This is a genomic window from Geobacillus sp., assembly GCF_017515625.1.
Lineage (GTDB): Bacteria > Bacillota > Bacilli > Bacillales > Anoxybacillaceae > Geobacillus > Geobacillus stearothermophilus.
Map to the genome: position 1 here is coordinate 17024 of NZ_JAFWFM010000062.1, position 19972 is coordinate 36995.

Annotated in this window: 21 protein-coding genes; all 21 read right to left on the reverse strand. The window is 56.0% G+C overall.

The genetic code is table 11. The annotated features are described in order from the left end of the window. Positions 1 to 114: 114 nt before the first annotated feature. The 21 genes from rplS to IKE44_RS04000 all read right to left on the reverse strand — a co-directional run bounded on the left by rplS (position 115) and on the right by IKE44_RS04000 (position 19935). On the reverse strand, positions 115 to 465 hold the full coding sequence (gene rplS / locus IKE44_RS03900) for a 50S ribosomal protein L19 (protein WP_014195437.1): 351 nt from the start codon (positions 463 to 465) through the stop codon (positions 115 to 117). A gap of 135 nt (positions 466 to 600) precedes the next feature. After that, on the reverse strand, positions 601 to 1362 hold the full coding sequence (gene trmD, locus IKE44_RS03905; protein WP_162839645.1) for a tRNA (guanosine(37)-N1)-methyltransferase TrmD: 762 nt from the start codon (positions 1360 to 1362) through the stop codon (positions 601 to 603). Then, the gene (gene rimM / locus IKE44_RS03910) at positions 1362 to 1880 is read right to left on the reverse strand and encodes a ribosome maturation factor RimM (protein ID WP_033011151.1); all 519 of its coding nucleotides are present in this window, start codon (positions 1878 to 1880) and stop codon (positions 1362 to 1364) included. The genes trmD and rimM overlap by 1 nt, the downstream gene beginning before the upstream one ends. Positions 1881 to 1894: 14 nt before the next feature. Further along, positions 1895 to 2281, reverse strand: coding sequence for a YlqD family protein (locus IKE44_RS03915; RefSeq protein WP_033011152.1), 387 nt, complete (start codon positions 2279 to 2281; stop codon positions 1895 to 1897). Between the two features lie 46 nt (positions 2282 to 2327). After that, complete coding sequence (locus IKE44_RS03920) at positions 2328 to 2564, reverse strand: KH domain-containing protein (protein WP_033016030.1); 237 nt, start codon at positions 2562 to 2564, stop codon at positions 2328 to 2330. Positions 2565 to 2575: 11 nt separating this feature from the next. Further along, on the reverse strand, positions 2576 to 2848 hold the full coding sequence (rpsP, locus tag IKE44_RS03925; protein ID WP_033011154.1) for a 30S ribosomal protein S16: 273 nt from the start codon (positions 2846 to 2848) through the stop codon (positions 2576 to 2578). A gap of 94 nt (positions 2849 to 2942) precedes the next feature. After that, on the reverse strand, positions 2943 to 4283 hold the full coding sequence (gene ffh / locus IKE44_RS03930; RefSeq protein ID WP_287465059.1) for a signal recognition particle protein: 1341 nt from the start codon (positions 4281 to 4283) through the stop codon (positions 2943 to 2945). A gap of 18 nt (positions 4284 to 4301) precedes the next feature. Then, positions 4302 to 4634 (reverse strand): putative DNA-binding protein, encoded by a 333-nt coding sequence (locus tag IKE44_RS03935; protein ID WP_033011156.1) that lies wholly within the window; start codon positions 4632 to 4634, stop codon positions 4302 to 4304. A gap of 208 nt (positions 4635 to 4842) precedes the next feature. Beyond that, complete coding sequence (gene ftsY, locus IKE44_RS03940; RefSeq protein ID WP_287465060.1) at positions 4843 to 5832, reverse strand: signal recognition particle-docking protein FtsY; 990 nt, start codon at positions 5830 to 5832, stop codon at positions 4843 to 4845. A 15-nt stretch (positions 5833 to 5847) separates the two neighbouring features. Continuing rightward, positions 5848 to 9411: a chromosome segregation protein SMC gene (gene smc / locus IKE44_RS03945; protein ID WP_049624362.1), complete on the reverse strand. Its 3564-nt coding sequence runs from the start codon at positions 9409 to 9411 to the stop codon at positions 5848 to 5850. A gap of 141 nt (positions 9412 to 9552) precedes the next feature. After that, complete coding sequence (gene rnc / locus IKE44_RS03950) at positions 9553 to 10293, reverse strand: ribonuclease III (RefSeq protein WP_033016039.1); 741 nt, start codon at positions 10291 to 10293, stop codon at positions 9553 to 9555. A 180-nt stretch (positions 10294 to 10473) separates the two neighbouring features. Beyond that, positions 10474 to 10707 carry an acyl carrier protein gene (gene acpP / locus IKE44_RS03955; RefSeq protein ID WP_033016040.1) on the reverse strand — a complete coding sequence of 78 codons (234 nt, stop codon included), beginning with the start codon at positions 10705 to 10707 and terminating at the stop codon, positions 10474 to 10476. 60 nt (positions 10708 to 10767) lie between these two features. Continuing rightward, entirely contained in the window at positions 10768 to 11511 is a 744-nt protein-coding gene (fabG, locus tag IKE44_RS03960) for a 3-oxoacyl-[acyl-carrier-protein] reductase (protein WP_033011164.1), read from the reverse strand. Between the two features lie 7 nt (positions 11512 to 11518). Continuing rightward, on the reverse strand, positions 11519 to 12460 hold the full coding sequence (fabD, locus tag IKE44_RS03965; protein WP_033016045.1) for an ACP S-malonyltransferase: 942 nt from the start codon (positions 12458 to 12460) through the stop codon (positions 11519 to 11521). Between the two features lie 20 nt (positions 12461 to 12480). Further along, a complete protein-coding gene (plsX, locus tag IKE44_RS03970) occupies positions 12481 to 13464 on the reverse strand; it encodes a phosphate acyltransferase PlsX (protein ID WP_287465062.1) in 984 nt (327 codons plus the stop codon). Then, positions 13448 to 14044, reverse strand: coding sequence for a transcription factor FapR (fapR, locus tag IKE44_RS03975; RefSeq protein WP_033011168.1), 597 nt, complete (start codon positions 14042 to 14044; stop codon positions 13448 to 13450). Before fapR ends, plsX begins: the two co-directional genes overlap by 17 nt. 113 nt (positions 14045 to 14157) lie before the next feature. Beyond that, positions 14158 to 16206 carry an ATP-dependent DNA helicase RecG gene (gene recG, locus IKE44_RS03980; protein WP_287465064.1) on the reverse strand — a complete coding sequence of 683 codons (2049 nt, stop codon included), beginning with the start codon at positions 16204 to 16206 and terminating at the stop codon, positions 14158 to 14160. Continuing rightward, complete coding sequence (gene sdaAA, locus IKE44_RS03985) at positions 16203 to 17087, reverse strand: L-serine ammonia-lyase, iron-sulfur-dependent, subunit alpha (RefSeq protein ID WP_033016053.1); 885 nt, start codon at positions 17085 to 17087, stop codon at positions 16203 to 16205. The genes recG and sdaAA overlap by 4 nt, the downstream gene beginning before the upstream one ends. A gap of 67 nt (positions 17088 to 17154) precedes the next feature. Then, positions 17155 to 17817, reverse strand: a complete 663-nt coding sequence (sdaAB, locus tag IKE44_RS03990) for an L-serine ammonia-lyase, iron-sulfur-dependent subunit beta (protein ID WP_033011174.1) — start codon at positions 17815 to 17817, stop codon at positions 17155 to 17157. Positions 17818 to 17884: 67 nt separating this feature from the next. Continuing rightward, positions 17885 to 19555, reverse strand: a complete 1671-nt coding sequence (locus IKE44_RS03995) for a DAK2 domain-containing protein (protein WP_033016058.1) — start codon at positions 19553 to 19555, stop codon at positions 17885 to 17887. Between the two features lie 17 nt (positions 19556 to 19572). Beyond that, complete coding sequence (locus tag IKE44_RS04000) at positions 19573 to 19935, reverse strand: Asp23/Gls24 family envelope stress response protein (RefSeq protein WP_033011178.1); 363 nt, start codon at positions 19933 to 19935, stop codon at positions 19573 to 19575. Positions 19936 to 19972 lie beyond the last annotated feature (37 nt).

A 19972-nucleotide genomic window follows, 5' to 3' on the forward strand; every position in this document is an offset into this window, starting at 1 on the left:
ACCCACCTAAATCAAAGTTTGCAGTCGTGGATCACTACCGTAATCATCATTGGCGGTAGTGAAAAAAGGAGCTTGAAAGCAAGCTCCTTTTCCGCTGTGATCCACCGTTGCCCGTTATTGGGCCGTTTTTTCTTTAATGCGCGCCGCTTTGCCGCGAAGTTCACGCAAGTAGTACAATTTCGCACGGCGAACTTTCCCGCGGCGGATGACTTCCAATTTTGCGATTTTCGGCGTATGCACCGGGAATGTGCGCTCAACGCCGACGCCATAGGACACTTTGCGGACGGTGAACGTTTCGCTGATGCCCGCTCCGCGCCGTTTGATGACGACACCTTCAAACACTTGGATGCGTTCGCGGTTGCCTTCCACAACTTTCACGTGGACGCGCACCGTGTCGCCCGGGCGGAAATCCGGCAAGTCGGTCCGCAATTGTTCTTTCGTGATCTCTTGGATTAAATGATGCATCATTTTCCACTCCTTCCACAGATGTTCATGCCAATGCGTTTGATCATTGCAGCGGAACATCGTTTTCCGTCCTTAAGCGGACTGCTTCAGTCACACAAAAGATATGATAGCATAAACGCCGGGCGCAAGCAATAGTTATTCGCATTGAGAGCCGCTGTTTTCCGTTTCGCGTTCATGTTCCCACTCTTTCAGCCATTGCTTTTGTTTCTCGGTGAGCGGATAGCCGGCGAGCAAATCCGGGCGGCGCAAAAACGTGCGCCGGAGCGACTCCTTCTCGCGCCATTCAGCAATGAGCTGGTGGTTCCCGGAAAGCAAAATGTCCGGCACTTTCATGCCGCGAAAGTCGGCTGGCCTTGTGTATTGCGGATACTCCAGCAGGCCGGAACTGAACGAGTCGTCAACCGGCGACGCTTCGTTGCCGAGCACGCCGGGCAGCAGGCGGACGACGCTGTCGACGATGACCATGGCGCCGAGCTCCCCGCCTGTTAAAATGTAATCGCCGATCGAAATTTCATCGGTCGCCAAATATTGGCGGATGCGCTCATCATATCCTTCGTAATGGCCGCAAATAAGCACCAAATGCTCTTCTTGGGCGAGCTCTTCTGCCTTTTTTTGCGTGTAGCGCTCGCCTTGCGGGCAAAGCAAAATAATGCGCGCGCCAGGCGAGCCGGCTGTCACATGTTCCACCGCGTCGAAGATCGGCTGCGGCTTCAGCACCATGCCGGCGCCGCCACCGTACGGGTAATCATCAACCGTCTTATGCTTGTTGTCGGCAAATTCGCGGAAGTCAACAAGCCGGATGTCCACCGCCCCTTTTTCTTGCGCCTTCTTTAAAATCGACTCATTCAATACGCCGGAAAACATGTCGGGAAACAGCGTCAAAATATCGATCCGCATCATTCAAGCAGCCCTTCCATCGGTCGGATGATGATCGTTTTTTGCGCCGGATCGACGCGAAGAACGACTTCGTCGATGTACGGAATGAGCGCATCGGTGCCGTCGCCGCGCCGGACGACCCAGACGTCGTTCGCCCCCGGCGTTAAAATTTCCCTGACCGTGCCGATCGTTTCTCCTTCTTCCGTTACGACGGTACAGCCGATGATTTCATGGAAATAATACTCGCCTTCCGCGAGTTCACCGAGCTGGCTTTCCGGCACTTTCAGCATCGCTCCTTTAAACGGTTCGACATCGTTGATGCTGTCATAGCCTTCAAACGACAGCAAGTCGAACGATTTATGGACGCGATGGCTTTTCACCGTCACTTCGATCGGCTCGCTGTCGCGTTCGCGGAAAATGTACAGCTTGTTTCCTTTTTTGTATCGCTCTTCCGGAAAATCGGTGCGGGAAATGACGCGCACTTCGCCGCGAATGCCGTGCGTATTGACGATTTTGCCGACGTTAAACCATCGTTCCATTCTTTGCTCCCTCCTTAGCGAATCTCTTTCACGACGCCGTCTTCAACGATAATGGCGCGCGTTTTCGTCACCTCTTCCCAGCGGTCGCCGACGTTCACCTCAATGAGCGCCTCGACTTCCCGCTCTTTCAATTCACTTCCTAACGGTAGCATATGTAACTGTTCAAGTTGAAACTCAAGCAGCTTGATTTTCTCCATCCGGTCGTCGATTTCTTTGGCAAAATATTGCTTTACAAGACTAGCCGGGTATTTCCCGCTTTTCTCCATCCGCTTTTGCTCGAAGCGAAGCTGGCCGCACTCGCGCTCCAACTGCTGCTTGCGCGCCGCAAATGCCGCCGCAAGCTCTTGTTTGCTCCGCTCGGTGACAACTTGCCGCACTTCGACCGTTTGAATGAGCTTCATCCCCATCCCCCTTTACGAAGATATCAAAAAAGGGAGAGGAACATCCTCACCCTTTTTCTTTCACGTGCACAATCACCCGCTTGGGCGATCCAGCGGCGGCGGCATAGACGACCGTGCGGATCGCATGGATCGTCCGTCCTTGTTTGCCGATCACTTTGCCGATATCGTCATCGTGCATCGACAGTTCATAGATGACGGCCGTCTCTTCCTCACGGGTTTCGACCGCCACCGCCTCCGGATGATCGACAAGCGCCTTGACGATCGTTTCAATGAGCGGTTTCATGTGCATCCCGCTTATTTGCCGTATTTCAAGTTATGGAACTTCTCTAAAATGCCTTGTTTCGACAGCAAGCTGCGCACCGTGTCGGACGGTTTGGCACCGTTTTGCAGCCATTTGAGCGCCAGCTCTTCATCGATTTTGATTTCGGCTGGCTCCGCAACCGGATTGTATGTGCCGATCGTTTCAATGAAGCGGCCGTCGCGCGGCGAGCGGGAATCCGCCACAACAATGCGGTAAAACGGTTTTTTCTTTGCGCCCATGCGTTTTAAACGAATTTTTACTGCCATAGTTTGTACGCACCTCCGTATAGTGTTCACACAAGATAGTATATTAACAATTCTTTTTCCGTTTGTAAAGGTTTTTCGCTTAACAGAACATCATTTACATAAATGGGAAGCGAAATCCTTTTTTCTTCCCTTTGGGCATATTCGTCATCATTTTCATCATTTTTTTCATGTCATCAAATTGCTTGAGCAGCCGGTTGACGTCTTGCACGGTCGTGCCGCTCCCTTTGGCGATCCGCCTTTTGCGGCTAGCGTTGATGATTTCCGGATGCATTTTCTCCTCTTTCGTCATCGAGCGGATGATCGCTTCGACGCGGGCGATTTGCTTTTCATCGACTTGAATGTTGGAAAGCCCTTTGATTTTATTGGCTCCCGGCAGCATTTTAATCAGTTCGTCAAGCGGTCCGAGCATGCGCACTTGGCCGAGCTGCTCCAAAAAGTCGTCAAGCGTGAAGGTGGCCGTGCGCATTTTTTGTTCGAGCTCTTTCGCCTTCTCCTCATCAACGGCGGCCTGCGCTTTTTCAATGAGCGTCAAGACATCGCCCATCCCTAAAATGCGGGACGCCATCCGCTCTGGATGAAACGGCTCGAGCGCATCCAGTTTTTCGCCCATCCCGGCGAACTTGATCGGCGCTCCCGTCACGGCGCGAATCGACAGCGCCGCCCCGCCGCGCGTGTCGCCATCGAGCTTCGTCAAAATAACGCCGGTGATGCCGAGCTGTTCATGGAAGCTTTGCGCGACATTGACGGCGTCTTGACCGGTCATGGCGTCGACAACGAGGAAAATTTCGTCCGGCTTGACCGCCTCTTTCATTTGCTTCAGTTCATCCATGAGCGCCTCATCAATGTGAAGGCGGCCGGCCGTGTCGATCAGCACATAGTCGTAATGCTCTTCTTTCGCCCGCTCGAGCGCCTGTTTCGCGATCTCGACTGGATTGGCGTCCTCGCCGAGCGAAAAGACAGGAACGTTCAGCTGTTTGCCGAGCGTCTCCAGCTGCTTGATCGCCGCCGGGCGGTAGACGTCAGCAGCGACCAGCAGCGGCTTCCGGTTATGGCGCTTGCGCAGCAAGTTGGCGAGCTTCCCGGTCGTTGTCGTCTTCCCAGCCCCTTGCAGGCCAACCATCATGACGACCGTCGGCGGCTTTTTGGCGACCGCGATTTTGCTCTGTTCGCCGCCCATTAACGCCGTCAGCTCCTCTTTGACCACTTTAATCACCTGCTGGCCCGGCGTCAAGCTTTTCATCACTTCCTGCCCGACGGCCCGTTCGCTCACCCGTTTGATGAAATCTTTGACGACTTTAAAGTTGACGTCAGCCTCGAGCAAAGCGAGACGCACTTCGCGCATCATCTCTTTGACATCCGCTTCGGTGACTTTCCCTTTGCCGCGGATGCGGTTCATCACCTGCTGCAAACGTTCGGACAATCCTTCAAACGCCATGGCGGCCACCCCCTTTTTTTAATCAAGTTCATCCAGCTCGCGGACAAGCGCCGCCAATTCGGCGTCAGCGCCGTAATGCCGGCTGATGTAGTCTTTCAGCCGCTCGATGGCCTGCCGCCGCTGTTCATATTTTTGCAGCAGCCCGAGCTTCTCTTCATACTGCTCAAGCATCGCTTCTGTGCGCCGGATGTTATCGTACACCGCCTGGCGGCTCACCTCATATTGTTCAGCAATTTCCCCGAGGGAGTAGTCGTCCAAGTAGTACAGCGCCATGTAATTGCGCTGTTTCGGCGTCAACAGCGCGTGATAAAAATCATACAAATAGTTCATGCGCATCGTTTTTTCGAGCACCGAACGCTCCCTCCCCCGTTGTTAAGTAAATTCCCTTTACAAGTGAGTGTACTTTGTTTTCCGGCTCTTGTCAAGATGAGGACGATTTTTCCCCCCATAAAAGCAAGGCTGGGGCGCGGTTGGCCGCCAGCCTGGCGGGAAAACACGGATGCAGGCCGCGCCGATGCCGTACGAGCCGCTAAACGGCATGCAACTGGCCAACTAGCCGTTATTGTTCATCGAACAAACCGGCAAACAGTCCGTATACATATTTTTCTGCATCAAACGGCTGCAAATCGTCCATCTTTTCGCCGAGGCCGACGAATTTCACCGGGATGGCCAGCTCGTTGCGAATGGCGAGCACGATGCCGCCTTTTGCCGTTCCGTCGAGCTTTGTCAACACGATGCCGGTCACATCGGTCGCTTCTTTAAACAGCTTCGCCTGACTCATCGCATTTTGCCCGGTCGTCGCATCAAGCACAAGCAGCACTTCATGCGGAGCGCCCGGGATTTCGCGGCTGATGACGCGCTTCACTTTTTCAAGCTCTTTCATTAAGTTCACTTTGTTTTGCAGCCGCCCGGCTGTGTCACACAACAACACGTCAACGCTGCGTGCTTTTGCCGCCTGAATGGCGTCGTACATAACGGCCGCCGGGTCGGAGCCGGCCGCCTGCTTAATGACATCGACCCCAACGCGTTCGCCCCATACTTCCAACTGATCAATCGCTCCGGCGCGGAACGTGTCGCCTGCGGTCAAGAGCACCGATTTCCCTTCCGATTTCAGCTTATGCGCCAGTTTTCCGATCGTCGTCGTCTTGCCAACGCCGTTGACGCCGACGAACAATATGACCGTCAGCCCTCCTTCTTGCATATTCAAGGCGGAAAGCTCGTTGTCATCGGCGCCGGCGCGGTAAATGTCAATCAGTTTTTCCGCGATCACGTCGCGCATTTGCGCCGAATCTTGAATGTTGCGGCGCTTCACTTCCATTTTCAGCTCATCGACCAGTTCCATGACGGTCGCCACGCCGACGTCAGCGGCGATTAAAATTTCCTCCAGCTCTTCGAAAAATTCCTCATCGACTTTCCGGTAGCGGGCGATCAAGTCGTTCACTTTCCCGGCGAGTGAATCGCGCGTTTTCGACAGCCCTTCCTTAAACTTTTCCGTGACGGCATCCGCCTGTTTTGTCCACTTTTCTTTCAACTTTTGAAAAAAGCCCATCGAGGCTCCTCCTTTCTATGACGACACGAGTTGCTTGGAGTCTTCCAAACGGACGGAAACGAGCTTCGAGACGCCCGATTCTTGCATCGTGACGCCATACAGCACGTCCGCCTCTTCCATCGTCCCTTTCCGGTGGGTGATGACGATAAATTGCGTATCGCGGCTGAACCGCTTCAAATATTGGGCGTAGCGCTGCACGTTCGCTTCATCAAGCGCCGCCTCGACTTCATCGAGGACGCAAAACGGCACTGGGCGCACTTTTAAAATCGAGAACAAAAGGGCGATCGCCGTCAACGCCCGCTCACCGCCTGAAAGCAGGCTTAAGTGCTGCAGCTTTTTCCCCGGCGGCTGGGCGACGATCTCCACCCCGGTTTCAAGCAAGTCGTTCGGGTCAGTCAGGCGCAAATCGGCGCGCCCGCCGCCGAACAGCTCGCGGAACACCTCGCCGAAATGAGCGCGGATTTGTTCGAACGTTGAAAAAAACCGTTTTTTCATTTCCTCGTCCATTTCGTCGATCACTTGATGGAGCGTCGCTTTCGCCTCTTCCAAATCGGCTTTTTGCTCGCTCAAAAAACGGTGCCGTTCGGAAACGCGCTCATATTCATCGATCGCTCCTAAATTGACGGTGCCGAGCTCATCGATGGCGCGCTTGATCAGCTTCACTCGCTTGCGCGCCTCTTCGGCCCCGATTTCAAGCGGATAGGCCAAACGGGCCGCCTCAAACGACATTCCATACTCTTCGCCAAGCCGGGTGAGCAAGTTATCAAGCTCAACGTCCAGCCGGTTCAACTTCACTTCTTCGTCTTTGACCACATCGACAAGCTGTTTATGCTGGCGCTTCGCTTCTTTCCATTCCCGCTCCAAATGCTCAAGCCGCCCTTGGCAGTCAAGCCGCTGTTCGCGGCGGCTGGCGATGAGTTCAATCGTTTTTTGCTTGTCTTCTAGCTTTTGCTGCCGCTGTTGCTCCAGTTTGTCCTCGTTCCAGGACGGCGCGTTCATTTCGGCGGCAAGGGCGGCGCGCTCCCGTTCGGCTGCTTCGAGCTCGCGGGCCGTTTCAGCCAATTCCGTTTCAAGCTCCTCCACTGTCCGCCGCGCGTGTTTCACCCGTTCTTTCGTCTCGGCCAAAGCGACTTTTTGTTCTGTGATCGCGGCTTGCAGCGCTTCTTTTGTCGTTTGCTCCGTCTGTTTTTGCGCCTGCAGCCGGCTGATGTCGTCGTCAATCGCTTGCAGCTTTCCGGCAAGCTGCTCAAGCTGTCTGTCAACGGCGACGAGACGGCGGTTGAGTTCCGCCGCTTCACGCTCATCGTTCGCTTTTTCTTCATCGTACAGCGCGAGCCGCTCGTCGATCCGCTTTTTTTGCCAGTCGAGTTCACGTTGTTCGTCTTTTTGCGCCTGCAACGACTGCTGCAGCGCCGCCATCTTCTCTTGCAGCGCAGCCGCCTCCCGTTCCCGCTCCGCCCGCTCTCGCTCTTTCCCTGCGATATCGCGCTCGAGCCGGGCGATCGTTTCATCCATTTCACGCAATTTGGCAGCCATCGCCTCGAGCTCGCGGGCTCGGCCCAACAGCGAAGCCGTCTTTTTCGCCGCCCCGCCGCCGGTCATCGCGCCGCCCGGACTGACGACATCGCCGTCAAGGGTGACGAGCCGATAGCGGTACTGAAGGAGTTTGGCGAGTTCATTGGCTCCTTTTAAGTCCGCCGTGACGATGACGTGGCCAAGCAAATGGGCGATCGCCGCCTGGTGGGCGCGATCGTACTCGACCAGCTCGCTTGCGATGCCGACAAACGCCGGATGGCCGCTGATCATCGCCCGCTCCCGCTCCGACAGGGCGCGCGCTTGAATGACGTCAAGCGGCAAAAACGTCGCCCGCCCATGGCCGTTCGTTTTCAAATAGTGGATGGCTTGCCGCGCCGCCGCTTCGCTGTCGACGACGATGTGCTGCATCGCGCCGCCGAGCGCCGTTTCGAGCGCCGTTTCGTAGCGGTCCGGCACGCGGATCAGCTCAACGATTGCACCATGAATACCGGGAAGCCGGTCGCGCGCTTTTAATACTTCCTTCACCCCTTGGAAAAAGCCGGCATAATCGTGTTGCATCTCTTCCAGCCATTGCTTGCGCGCTTTTGTTTGCTGCCGGTATTGACGCGCCTGCTGCAAAAGCGACTCATTCCGTTCGAGCTCCGCCTTTTGTGCCGCAAGTGCGGCCGTCATATGAGCCAGCTTCCCGCTCGTCTCAGCGATGGCTTGTTCAAGGCGGGACTGCTCAGCACGCGAAGCCGCCAGTTTTCGTTCTATCTGCTCGCGTTCAGCAAGATGGTGGCGGTTCGCTTCGTCGAGCGCCGCCCGCTTGGCCTGCAGCTTGCCGATCGCCTGCTCCACATGCGTGCGCTCGTTTTTCAACGCCGCTTGTTCGTGGACAAGGTCGATATAATCGCCCTTTCGCCGCTCGATCTCCTCCTCAAGATCAACCTCATACTCGGAAAGCGACATTTGTTTCTCTTTCAGCTCTTTCTCCAGCGCCGCGGCAGCGCCCTCAAGCCGGGCGAGCTCAGCCCGCTCTGCACGGAGCCGTTCGGCCAGACGGCGCTGTTTCGCCGTTAAAGCGGCGGCAGTCTCCTCAAGCTGCTCTTTCCGCTTTTCTGCATTTTTTTTCCTCTCTTTTAACACTTCCTTCCGGCCTTCGAGTTTTTCAAGCTCCTCGCTTGCCAACAGCAGCACTTGCTGCAGGCCGTCGATCGACTCGTCAATGGCCGCCATTTGGTCGCGCAGCTGTTCGATATGAGCTTCCATTTTGTGCAACGCCGCCGCCAGCGCTCCTTCCTCTTGCTGGTGCCGATCAAGCGCTTCCTTCAGTCCGCTCCATTGCCGGTGCAGCTCCTCGATGTCGTGCACCATAAGCGCCACTTCAAACCGCTCGAGCTCCTCGCGTTTTTCCAAATACTCTTTGGCGATTGACGCCTGCATCCGAAGCGGTTCAAGCTGCTGTTCGAGCTCATGCAAAATGTCGTTGACGCGATGCAAGTTGTCTTGTGTTTCCGCAAGTTTTGTTTCCGCCTTTTTTTTGCGCAGCTTGTATTTCAAGACACCGGCCGCTTCTTCAAAAATCGTACGCCGCTCTTCCGGCTTGCTGCTTAAAATTTCTTCGACCCGGCCTTGGCCGATGATCGAAAACGCCTCCTTGCCAAGCCCGGAGTCCAGAAACAAATCGACAATATCTTTTAAGCGGCACGGCTGGCGGTTGATGAAAAACTCGCTTTCCCCGGAGCGGTAAACGCGCCGGGTGATGCTCACCTCTTGATACTCAAGCGGCAAAAAGCCATCTTCGTTGTCGAGCGTGATCGTCACTTCGGCGACATTCAGCGGCTTGCGCGAGTCGCTGCCGGCGAAAATGACGTCTTCCATTTTTGCCCCGCGCAGCGATTTCGCCGACTGCTCGCCGAGCACCCAGCGGATCGCGTCGGTAATGTTGCTTTTGCCGCTTCCGTTCGGGCCGACAACCGCCGTGACACCGGGGACAAAATCAATCGATACGCGGTCGGCGAATGATTTGAAGCCGATCACATCTAACCGTTTCAGGAACATGATACGATGCTTCACCATCTTTCCGCTTTGATCTCGGCCCGCCGGAGCGGACCGGGACAGGCTGCTGTTTTCAATATACCACCACAGTGCGTCGAGAAAAAATGTTCATACAAAAAGACTGACGTAAAAGCGCCAGCCTTTCTATGGCCGCTCGGCAGCCCGCAGCGTCTCAAGCGCCATTTGTGCCGCATGCTGCTCGGCTTCCTTTTTGGAGCGGCCGACACCGATGCCGAGCTCTTGGCCGTTTAACGCCACGCGGGCGACGAACTCTTTGTTGTGGGCCGGTCCTTTTTCTTCCAAAATGGTGTATTCAAGCGTCCCGCTGCCGTCGCGCTGCACGAGTTCCTGCAGCTGGCTTTTAAAATCCATCACATGAGAAAAAGCACCTTCATCTATTTTTGGAAAGATCGTTTGCCCTAAAAAATGGAGGACCGCCTCCATTCCTTGATCCAAATAAAGGGCGCCGATAAACGCTTCAAACACGTCAGCCAAAAGCGCCGGGCGCGTCCGTCCGCCGGTCAGCTCCTCGCCTTTGCCAAGCAAAACGAGTTCGCCAAACGACAGGGAGTTGGCAAATTTCACAAGCGACGGCTCGCAGACAATGGCCGCCCGCAGCTTTGTCAACTGCCCTTCGCTCATATGTGGGAATTTTTGAAACAAATATTGGGAAACGGTCAGCTCCAGCACGGCGTCGCCCAAAAACTCGAGCCGTTCATTATCCTCGTGAAGCCGCCGCCGATGCTCATTCACATACGATGAATGGGTGAACGCTTGCATCAACAGCTTTTCATTTTGGAAGGTGATCCCGATTTTCCTTTGCAGTTCTTGAAACTTCGCCCGCCTTTTTTCGTGGATGCGTTCTTTGTCTTTTTGTTTTGACATAAAAATGCCTCCGACTTCGTTCCAGACAAAACTGGCCGTATACTATCCTTTATTATATCCGTTCACCATCCCGCTACGCGAGTGGCAAAGGCGCCTTTTTTCCGCGGCTAGGTCCCGTGTGCCTCTTAAAAAGCAGAGAAAGCCCCGTTCGGAGCAACGGGACTTTGCAAAAAAGCGGGATTACAGATGGCTTTTTATGTAGTTCACAGCATCTCCGACTGTGACAATTTTTTCCGCTTCTTCGTCGGAAATTTCCATGTTGAATTCGTCTTCGAGCTCCATGACCAATTCGACGATGTCGAGCGAGTCAGCACCCAAATCGTCTTTGAACTTCGCCTCGAGCGTCACTTGCGATTCGTCAACCCCGAGCCGGTCGACGATGATTTTCGTGACACGTTCCAATACGTCTGCCATTCTGTTCACCTCCCTTCATGATTATAGTCGATTCTCAGGGAAAATACTAGCCGCCTTTTGTTACGGCATGACCATGCCGCCATCAACGTGAAGCGTCTGGCCGGTCATGTAGCCGGCGGCGTCGGACGCGAGAAACGCCACAACGCGGGCGACGTCATCCGGCTCGCCGAAACGGGCGAGCGGAATTTGTTTTAACATTTCCCCCTTCAATTCCTCGCTGAGTGCTTCGGTCATATCGGTTGTAATGAATCCCGGTGCGACGGCGTTGACGGTGATGTTCCGGCTGGCGAGTTCGCGCGCGGCCGTCTTCGTCAATCCGATGACGCCGGCTTTGGCCGCCACGTAGTTCGCCTGCCCAGGGTTGCCGATGACCCCGACGACGGAGGCGATGTTGATGATCCGGCCGCCGCGCTGCTTCATCATCGGCCGTGTCACAGCCTTCGTACAAAGAAATACCCCTTTTAAGTTCGTATTAATCACCGCATCCCATTCTTCTTCTTTCATCCGCATGAGCAAATTGTCGCGCGTAATGCCCGCGTTGTTCACCAAAATGTCGAGGCGGCCGAACTGGTCGAGCGCTGTTTTCACCAAGCGCTCCACCTCCTCCGCCCGGGCGACGTCCGCCTGGACGGCGATCGCTTCGCGGCCGAGCGAGCGGATCATCTCAACGACTTCATTCGCTTTTGCCTCGCTGCCGGCATAGTTGACAACGACGTTCGCCCCTTGACGGGCGAGCTCCAAGGCAACCGCCCGGCCGATGCCGCGCGACGCCCCGGTAACGAGGGCGATTTTTCCTTCAAGCATTGTTTTGTTATTCTCCTTTCAGCGCCGCAATGGTCGTTTCCAAGGAAGCGAGATCGTTTACCGCATAAACACGGGCGTTGCGGTCGATTTTTTTCACGAGACCGGACAACACTTTCCCCGGTCCGATTTCGACAAACGTGTCGACCCCAAGCGCCAACAGCGTGCGCACCGACTGTTCCCAGCGTACCGGCGAATAGAGCTGTTCAATAAGAAGACGGGCAATGTCCTCTTTCTTCGTCACCGGCTCAGCCGTTACGTTGGCGATGACGGGAACAGCAGCATCTTCAATGGCCAGGCTGTCAAGAACAGCCTGCAGTTTTTCCGCCGCCGGCTTCATGAGCGACGAATGGAACGGTCCGCTCACTTCCAGCGAAATGACGCGTTTCGCGCCGCGCTCTTTCGCCAACTGCCCCGCCTTTTCCACTCCCGCTTTCGAACCGGAGATGACGATTTGCCCCGGGCAGTTGAAATTGGCCGGCTCAACCGGATGGCCTTGGGCGGCAATTTCGTTCGTCACCGCTTCGAGCGCCTCTGCCTCCATCCCTAATACGGCAGCCATCGTCCCTTCGCCGGCCGGCACCGCTTCATCCATCAGCTCGCCGCGGCGGCGCACCGCATAGACAGCGTCGGCAAACGACATGGCGCCGGCGGCCACGAGCGCCGTGTATTCACCCAAACTATGGCCGGCGACGTAATCGGCCTTCAAGCCTTCTCCGTCTACGAGCTGAAGCAAGGCGATGCTAGCGGTCAAAAGCGCCGGCTGGGCGTTGTACGTCAGCGTCAGCTCAGCTTGCGGCCCGTTGAACATGAGCGAAGAAAGCGGAAATCCGAGCCGCTCGTCAGCCGCCTCAATCACCGCACGGGCGCGGGCGTCGCGGTCGGCGGCGTCCTTGGCCATGCCGACCGTTTGCGACCCTTGTCCCGGAAATAAAAAGGCGATTTTACCCATTTTGCTTCCTCCTTTATCCATTATGTCCGCTCGAGCTCCGCTTTGATCGTGCCAATGACATCATGGGCCACTATCTCGCGCGCTTGGCGGACGGCATGGAAAATAGCGTTCGCATCGGATGAGCCGTGCGCTTTAATGACCGGAGCGTTCAAGCCGAACAACGCCGCCCCGCCGTATTCGGAGTAGTCCATCATCTTTTTCAGTCCGGCGAGCTTCGGCTTGAGGACAGCGGCGGTGAGTTTTGCGACCGCGCCGCTTGTCAGCGTCTGCTTGAGCAACGAAAAAAGCGCCATCGCCGTTCCCTCGATCGTTTTTAAGGCGACATTGCCGGCAAACCCATCAGCGACAACGACATCAGCCACGCCATTGAGCAAATCGCGCGCCTCCACATTGCCAATGAAATGAAGGTTCGTTTCTTTCAGCAAGGAGAACGCCCGCTTCACGGTTTCATTCCCTTTTTGATCTTCGGTGCCGACGTTGAGCAGGCCGATGCGCGGCTTGGCGATGCCCCGCACTTGTTGGGCATACACGTGCCCCATAATCGCATATTGCTGCAAATGCTCCGGGCGGGCGTCGACATTGGCGCCGACATCCAAAAAGACAAACCCCCGCCCGTCTAGCGTAGGCAATGTCGGCGCGAGCGCTGGCCGGTCGATGCCGGCAATCCGCCCAACGACAAACAGCCCAGCCGCCATCAACGCACCAGTATTGCCGGCCGATATGCACGCGTCAGCGCGTCCTTCTTTCACTTCTTCCGCCATGCGCACCAACGACGAGTTTTTTTTGCGCCGCACAGCCCGCACCGGCTCATCGGTCGCTTCAATCACCTCATCGGCATGGAGGATCGACAGGCGCCCTCCGTCCGGCACATGCGGACGGATTTTCGCTTCGTCGCCGATAAGCGTAATATGAATGTCGGGAAAATGCGCGGCGGCTCGAGCCGCCCCAAGGACGATTTCGCGTGGAGCATGGTCGCCTCCCATGGCATCAATCGCGATGTTCATTGCTGTCGCCATCCTTTTTCTCTATGTTTGAACGATACATCTCGAACGTTCCGGAAAACACGAGCTCTTGGCCGACGTAGCTGTTTACGTCGACAATCGTGCGCCCGTTCGCCGTTTTGCCGGTCACCTTCGCCTTCGCCACCACCCGTTCGCCTTCCTTGACTTGACGAACAAAGCGGATCGTCGCTTTCGCCGTCAGCGCCAATTCGTCATGGATTACGGCAACGGCGAGCGAATTCGCCTGGGCGAACAAATGATGGCCGCGGGCGATGCGGGTGCGCCGGAACACATGATCTTCTTTCACATCGAAAATGGAAATGGCGCTCTCATCCGGCTCAATGTCGATAATATCGCCGATCACTTCCTCAAGCGGCAGCGCCCGCACTTTATCCGCGAACGACTGGCGGGCGACATGTTTAATGCGCTCGCGCAGCTCCGGAATCGACAGTTCAAGCCGGTCGAGGCGGATCGTCTGCACGCTGACTGAGAACTTTTCTGCCAGCTCTTCGTCGGTAATAAACGGATTTTCCCGGATCGTCTCCTGCAGCAGCCGTTGCCGTTCGCGTTTGCTTTTTCTCATCGATTCGTTACACCGTCCGGTTTTATGACTAGGTACTAAAAGTAATATATAATATCAAAAAACGGAATGCAAGCAGAAAAAGTGAAAAGCGGTCACATTTTGCCGCCTGCCTATTAATCTAGCTTTTCTCCATCGAGCACGCCGGACGCCTCAAGTTCGGCGCGCAGCCCCGCGTACGCTTCATCACTCCAAAACGCCGTCATCGACACGAGTTTGGCGGCATCGCGGCGCGCGACTTCCAAGATGCGGTAATCATGCACCGGATCGCCAAATTGAAACTCCGGAAGCCCGCTTTGTTTCGTGCCGAAAAAATCGCCTGGACCACGCAGCTCCAAATCCTTTTCCGCCAGCACAAACCCGTCCGTCGTCTCCGTCATGATGCGCATCCGTTCTTTGCCGACTTCCGATTTCGGGTCGGCAATTAAAATGCAGTATGACTGGGCGTCCCCCCGCCCGACCCGGCCGCGCAGCTGATGAAGCTGGGCAAGTCCAAACCGTTCGGCGTCATAGATGACCATCACGGTGGCGTTCGGCACATTCACCCCGACTTCCACGACCGTTGTCGAAACGAGCACATGAATGCGGTTTTCACTGAACGCTCGCATCACCGCTTCTTTTTCATCGGCCGACAGCCGGCCGTGCATGAGGCCGATCTCATATTTCCCGCGGTAGTAGTGGACGAGCTGACTATGAACATCAATGGCATTTTGCACATCCAATTTTTCCGACTCTTCAATAAGCGGACAAATGACGTACGCCTGATGCCCCCGACGAAGCTCTTTTTCGATAAAATCGAGCACACGCGCGAATTGATGATGCTTGACCCAATACGTTTCCACTTTCTTCCGCCCGGCCGGCATTTCGTCGAGCACTGATACGTCCATATCGCCGAACGCCGTGATCGCCAGCGTGCGCGGAATCGGCGTCGCCGTCATCATCAGCACGTCCGGGGCATGCCCCTTTTCGCGCAAAATGCGACGCTGCTCGACGCCAAACCGGTGCTGCTCATCAGTAATGGCGAGGCCGAGCCGGCGAAACTGTACACCTTCTTGAATCAACGCATGCGTCCCAATGACGATGTCGATCGCCCCTTCCTCCAATTCCGCAAGCAGCTCTTTGCGCCTCTTCCCTTTCACGGAGCTTGTCAACAGCGCCAGCGTGACATCTGTGCCGGCAAACAGGTCGGCGAGCGAGCGGGCATGCTGCTCAGCCAAAATTTCCGTCGGCACCATCAGCGCTCCTTGAAAGCCGGACAATACCGCCGCATACAGCGCCACGGCGGCCACGACCGTCTTGCCGGAGCCGACATCGCCTTGCAAAAGACGGTTCATTTGCCTTGGCGCCCGCATATCGGCCAAAATCTCCTTGATGACGCGCCGCTGGGCGTTCGTTAATGAAAACGGCAAAGCGGAAAGAAACGCCGCCAGCCGCTCTTCGGAAAACGAATGGGCGACGCCGTGCTGCCCGTCGCGCACAATTCGCCGAAACGCCTGCATTTTCAGCTGGTACAGCAAAAACTCTTCATAGACGAGCCGGCGTCGCGCCTGGTGCAACTCTTCACGCGAGCGCGGAAAATGAAGGGCGCGAACCGCCTCCTGCTTGTCGACAAGACGGTAGGCGCGGCGCAAAGCGGGCGGCAGCGGATCGGGAATGTGCGCGCCAAACTGGGCGAACGCCGCCTTCATGAGCCGGCGCATCGTTTTGACCGTCAGCGGGCTGCGCACCGAATAGACCGGTTCAATGCCGGCCGTCTCCGGGGCGGCCCCGAAACGAAGCTCATAGGCGTTGATCGCCTGCCGGTGCCGGTCCCATTTGCCGATTACGGTCACCGTTTCATTGAAGGCGAGTTTTTCTTTCAAATACGGGCGGTTGAAGCAGACAACCGTGATTAAATAGCGGCCGGAAAGCAGGCGAAAGGAAAGGCGCGACTTTTTTTTTCCGTAATACGTTACAAGCGGGGCGCTGTGCACCTTCCCTTCCACTGTCACTTTTTCTTCATGGCGGGCGGCGGCTAGATCTTTTTGTTCGTAATCGTCATACCGGTACGGCGCATACATGAGCAGGTCGCCGACGGTTGTGATGCCGATGTCGGCGAGCGCCGCAGCCGTTTCTTCACCGATGCCTTTGACCGCCGTCACCGGCTGTTGCATCGTTTCGTTCACTTCGATGCCGCAGAAGCGCCGAAAATGCGGGCCGCGATGGCGCGGCCGGTCGGCGTCGCGGCCAACCCCCCTTGCGCAGTTTCTTTCAGCGCCACCGGCATGGCCGCGCCGATGCGGTACATCGCCTCGATCACTTCATCACACGGAATGCGGCTTTTTACACCGGCCAGCGCCATATCAGCAGCGATCATGGCGTTGGCCGCCCCCATCGCATTCCGTTTGACGCACGGCACTTCGACCAAGCCAGCGACAGGATCACATACTAATCCTAGCATATTTTTTAAGGCGATCGCCATCGCTTCGGCTGCTTGAGCAGGCGTTCCGCCGGCCAGCTCAACGAGCGCCGCAGCCGCCATGCCGGCTGCCGAACCGACTTCGGCTTGACAGCCGCCGGCCGCCCCTGAGATGGAAGCATTGTTGGCAACGACATAGCCGAACGCCCCAGCGGTGAACAAAAATTCGACCATTTCTTTTCTCGTCGGATTCAACCGCTCTTTCACGGCAAACAGCGTCCCGGGGACAACGCCGGCTGAGCCCGCTGTCGGCGTCGCACAAATGACGCCCATGGCCGCGTTCACTTCATTTGTCGCCATGGCTTTGCTGACGGCATCCAAAATCGTTTCCCCGGACAAAAAGCGGCCCTGCTCGATATAGCGCTGCACCCGCACCGCATCGCCGCCTGTCAGCCCCGAGCGGGAAACGACTCCTTGCAGCCCTCTTTCAACAGCCCGCTCCATCACTTCGAGGTGGCGCTCCATTTGCGCCATAATCTCCTCCCGGCTGCGCCCGCTCACTCCGACTTCTTGGCGGATCATCACCTCAGCGATTTTGATTTGCTCTTTTTCCGCCAATGCAACAAGCTCGGCAACATTGCGAAACATTCTCTTTTCCCCATCCTTCCTGTCCGTCATCATGGCTGTCTTCGCAAAACATGGAACCGTTTTCGATTTAATCAACGAGTTTGGTTACTTGAATAATGTTAGGCAGCTGCTCCAACTCTTGCAAAAGCTCGTCGGTCAACGGTTGATCGACTTCGATCGTCATCAGCGCTTCCTTCCCTTTTTCCTTGCGCGATACTTCCATATGGCCGATATTAATGGCATGCTTCGCCAGCGCGCTGGCCACCGCCCCGATCGTCCCGTAACGGTCGTTATGCATGATTAATAGCGCTGGGTGATGGCCCGACAACTTTAACTCGAACCCGTTTAACTCGATGATTTCAATTTTCCCTCCGCCAATGGACACGCCGACAAGCTCAAGCTCCCCTTTTCCGTCGCCAATGCGCACACGCGCCGTGTTCGGGTGATGCGGAATCGCCTCTTCGGCGGAAAACGAGACGTCCATTCCCGCAGCCTGAGCGATCGCCAGAGCGTCCGGGATGCGCTCATCAAACGTATCAAATCCAAGCAGCCCGGCGACGATGGCCACATCGGTCCCATGCCCCCGGTACGTTTCGGCAAACGAGCCGTAAAACGAGATGTGCGCCCATTCAGGCTGTCTTCCAAACAGCTTGCGCGCGACGAGGCCGATGCGCGCCGCCCCGGCGGTATGCGAGCTTGACGGTCCGACCATCACCGGGCCGATGATGTCAAAGACGCTTTTATATTTCATCGGTGCCTTTCCTCCGTTCGCATAAAAAATAGAAGGGAATGCTCCCTTCTATTATTTTAACATAATATTATTCGACGGAAATGATAAACGGATAGAGCGGTTGCCGGCCGTTGTGCACTTCGACTTCCACTCCATCATATTCCGTTTCCAGATAGGCGACAACAGTTTCCACTTCCACTTCGGTCGCATCCTCGCCGTACAAAATGGTGACAATTTCACTTTCCTCGTCAATGAGCGCATCAAGCAGCCGCTTCGTCACGGCCAACTTGTCCTTATCGGCGACGACGATGCGGTCATCGAACAGCCCCATGTAGTCGCCTTTTTCGATTTCGACGCCATCGATTGTTGTATCGCGCACGGAAAACGTCACTTGCCCCGTTTTCACCCGCGAAAGCGCCGCCGTCATCGCCCGCTCGTTTTGCTCGGCTGACTGCGCTGGATTGAACGCCAAGAGCGCCGCCATGCCTTGCGGAACGGTTTTCGATGGGATGACGATCACCTGCCGCTCGGAAAGCTCGGCCGCTTGTTTGGCCGCCATCACGACATTTTTGTTGTTCGGCAGCACGAACACCGTCTCCGCGTTGACGCGGCGAATGGCCTCCGCGATTTCTTCGGTGCTTGGGTTCATCGTCTGTCCGCCTTCAATGACCGCGTGCGCGCCGATGCTTTGAAACAATTCGGCCACGCCGGCGCCCATCGCGACGGCAACGATGCCGTACGGCTTCGCTTCTTCCGCGCCGGCTTGCAGCGGCCGTTCCGCCTCTTTGCCGACGATGTTGGCATGCTGTTCGCGCATGTTTTCAATTTTAATGTTGATGAGACTTCCGTAGCGCTGGCCGTAGGTCAACACCTCGCCCGGCGTTTCCGAATGGATGTGCACTTTGACAAGCTCGTCGTCGGCGACGACAAGCAAAGAATCGCCAAATCGGCTCAAGTCGCGGCGAAACACTTCTTCGGAAAACGGATGCTGGGCCAGTTTGTCCTTCTCAAACCGAACCATGAATTCCGTACAGTAGCCAAACTCAATTTCGTCGGTATGAATATGGCTTTGCGCGCTTTGATGATGTGCCATCTTTACAAGCTCTTCCATCGGCACTTCGGCGGGAGCGGTGCTGACAGCTTCTCCTTTCAAAGCGGCAAGGAATCCTTCGTACACGTACACAAGCCCTTGGCCGCCGCTGTCGACAACCCCGACTTCCTTTAAGACCGGCAGCAGCTCCGGCGTGCGCTTGAGCGCGGCTTTCGCCTCCGCAAGCGCCGCTTCCATCACCGATACGACATCGCGATCTTTTTTCGCTGTTTCAATTGCCTTTCGCGCCGCCTCTCTCGCTACGGTGAGGATCGTTCCTTCGACCGGCTTCATCACCGCCTTATAGGCCGTATCAACCCCCGCTTGCAGGGCGGCGGCAAATTCGAAGCCGTCCACTTGCGGTTTGCCTTCCACCGCTTTGGCAAACCCGCGGAACAACTGCGACAAAATAACGCCGGAATTGCCGCGCGCCCCCATCAACAATCCTTTCGCCAGCGCCGCGGCGACGTTGCCGATATGGTCGGAGACATGCGCCTTCACCTCTTTCGCTCCGGACGTCATCGACAAGTTCATGTTTGTTCCTGTATCGCCATCTGGAACCGGAAAGACGTTCAGCGCATCGACCGCCTTGGCGTTGTTCGCCAAATGCGCGGCTCCTTGCTGCACCATATCGGCAAACCGTCTTCCGTCAAGCGTCCTCATTGCCACCGGCTGATTCCCCCTTACTACGGATTCACCACCCGAACCCCTTGGACGTAAATGTTGATGGACTGAACCGCCAATCCAAGCGTCTGATCGAGTGTATATTTCACTTTCGACTGCACATTGTGGGCGACTTCGGAAATTTTCGTCCCGTAACTGACGATGATGTACATGTCGATATGTACTTCGCCGTTTTCCTCGCGGACGATAACTCCTTTGGAAAAGTTCTCACGGCGCAAAATTTCCGACAGCCCGTCGCGAATTTGATTTTTCGACGCCATTCCGACAATGCCGTAGCAATCGACGGCCGCTCCCCCGGCAATCATGGCAATGACCTCATTGGCAATTTCAATGCGCCCATATTTTGTTTGCCATTCAATTGACATGTTCGTTCCCCCTTTGCGTATCTCGCACAGCTACCCC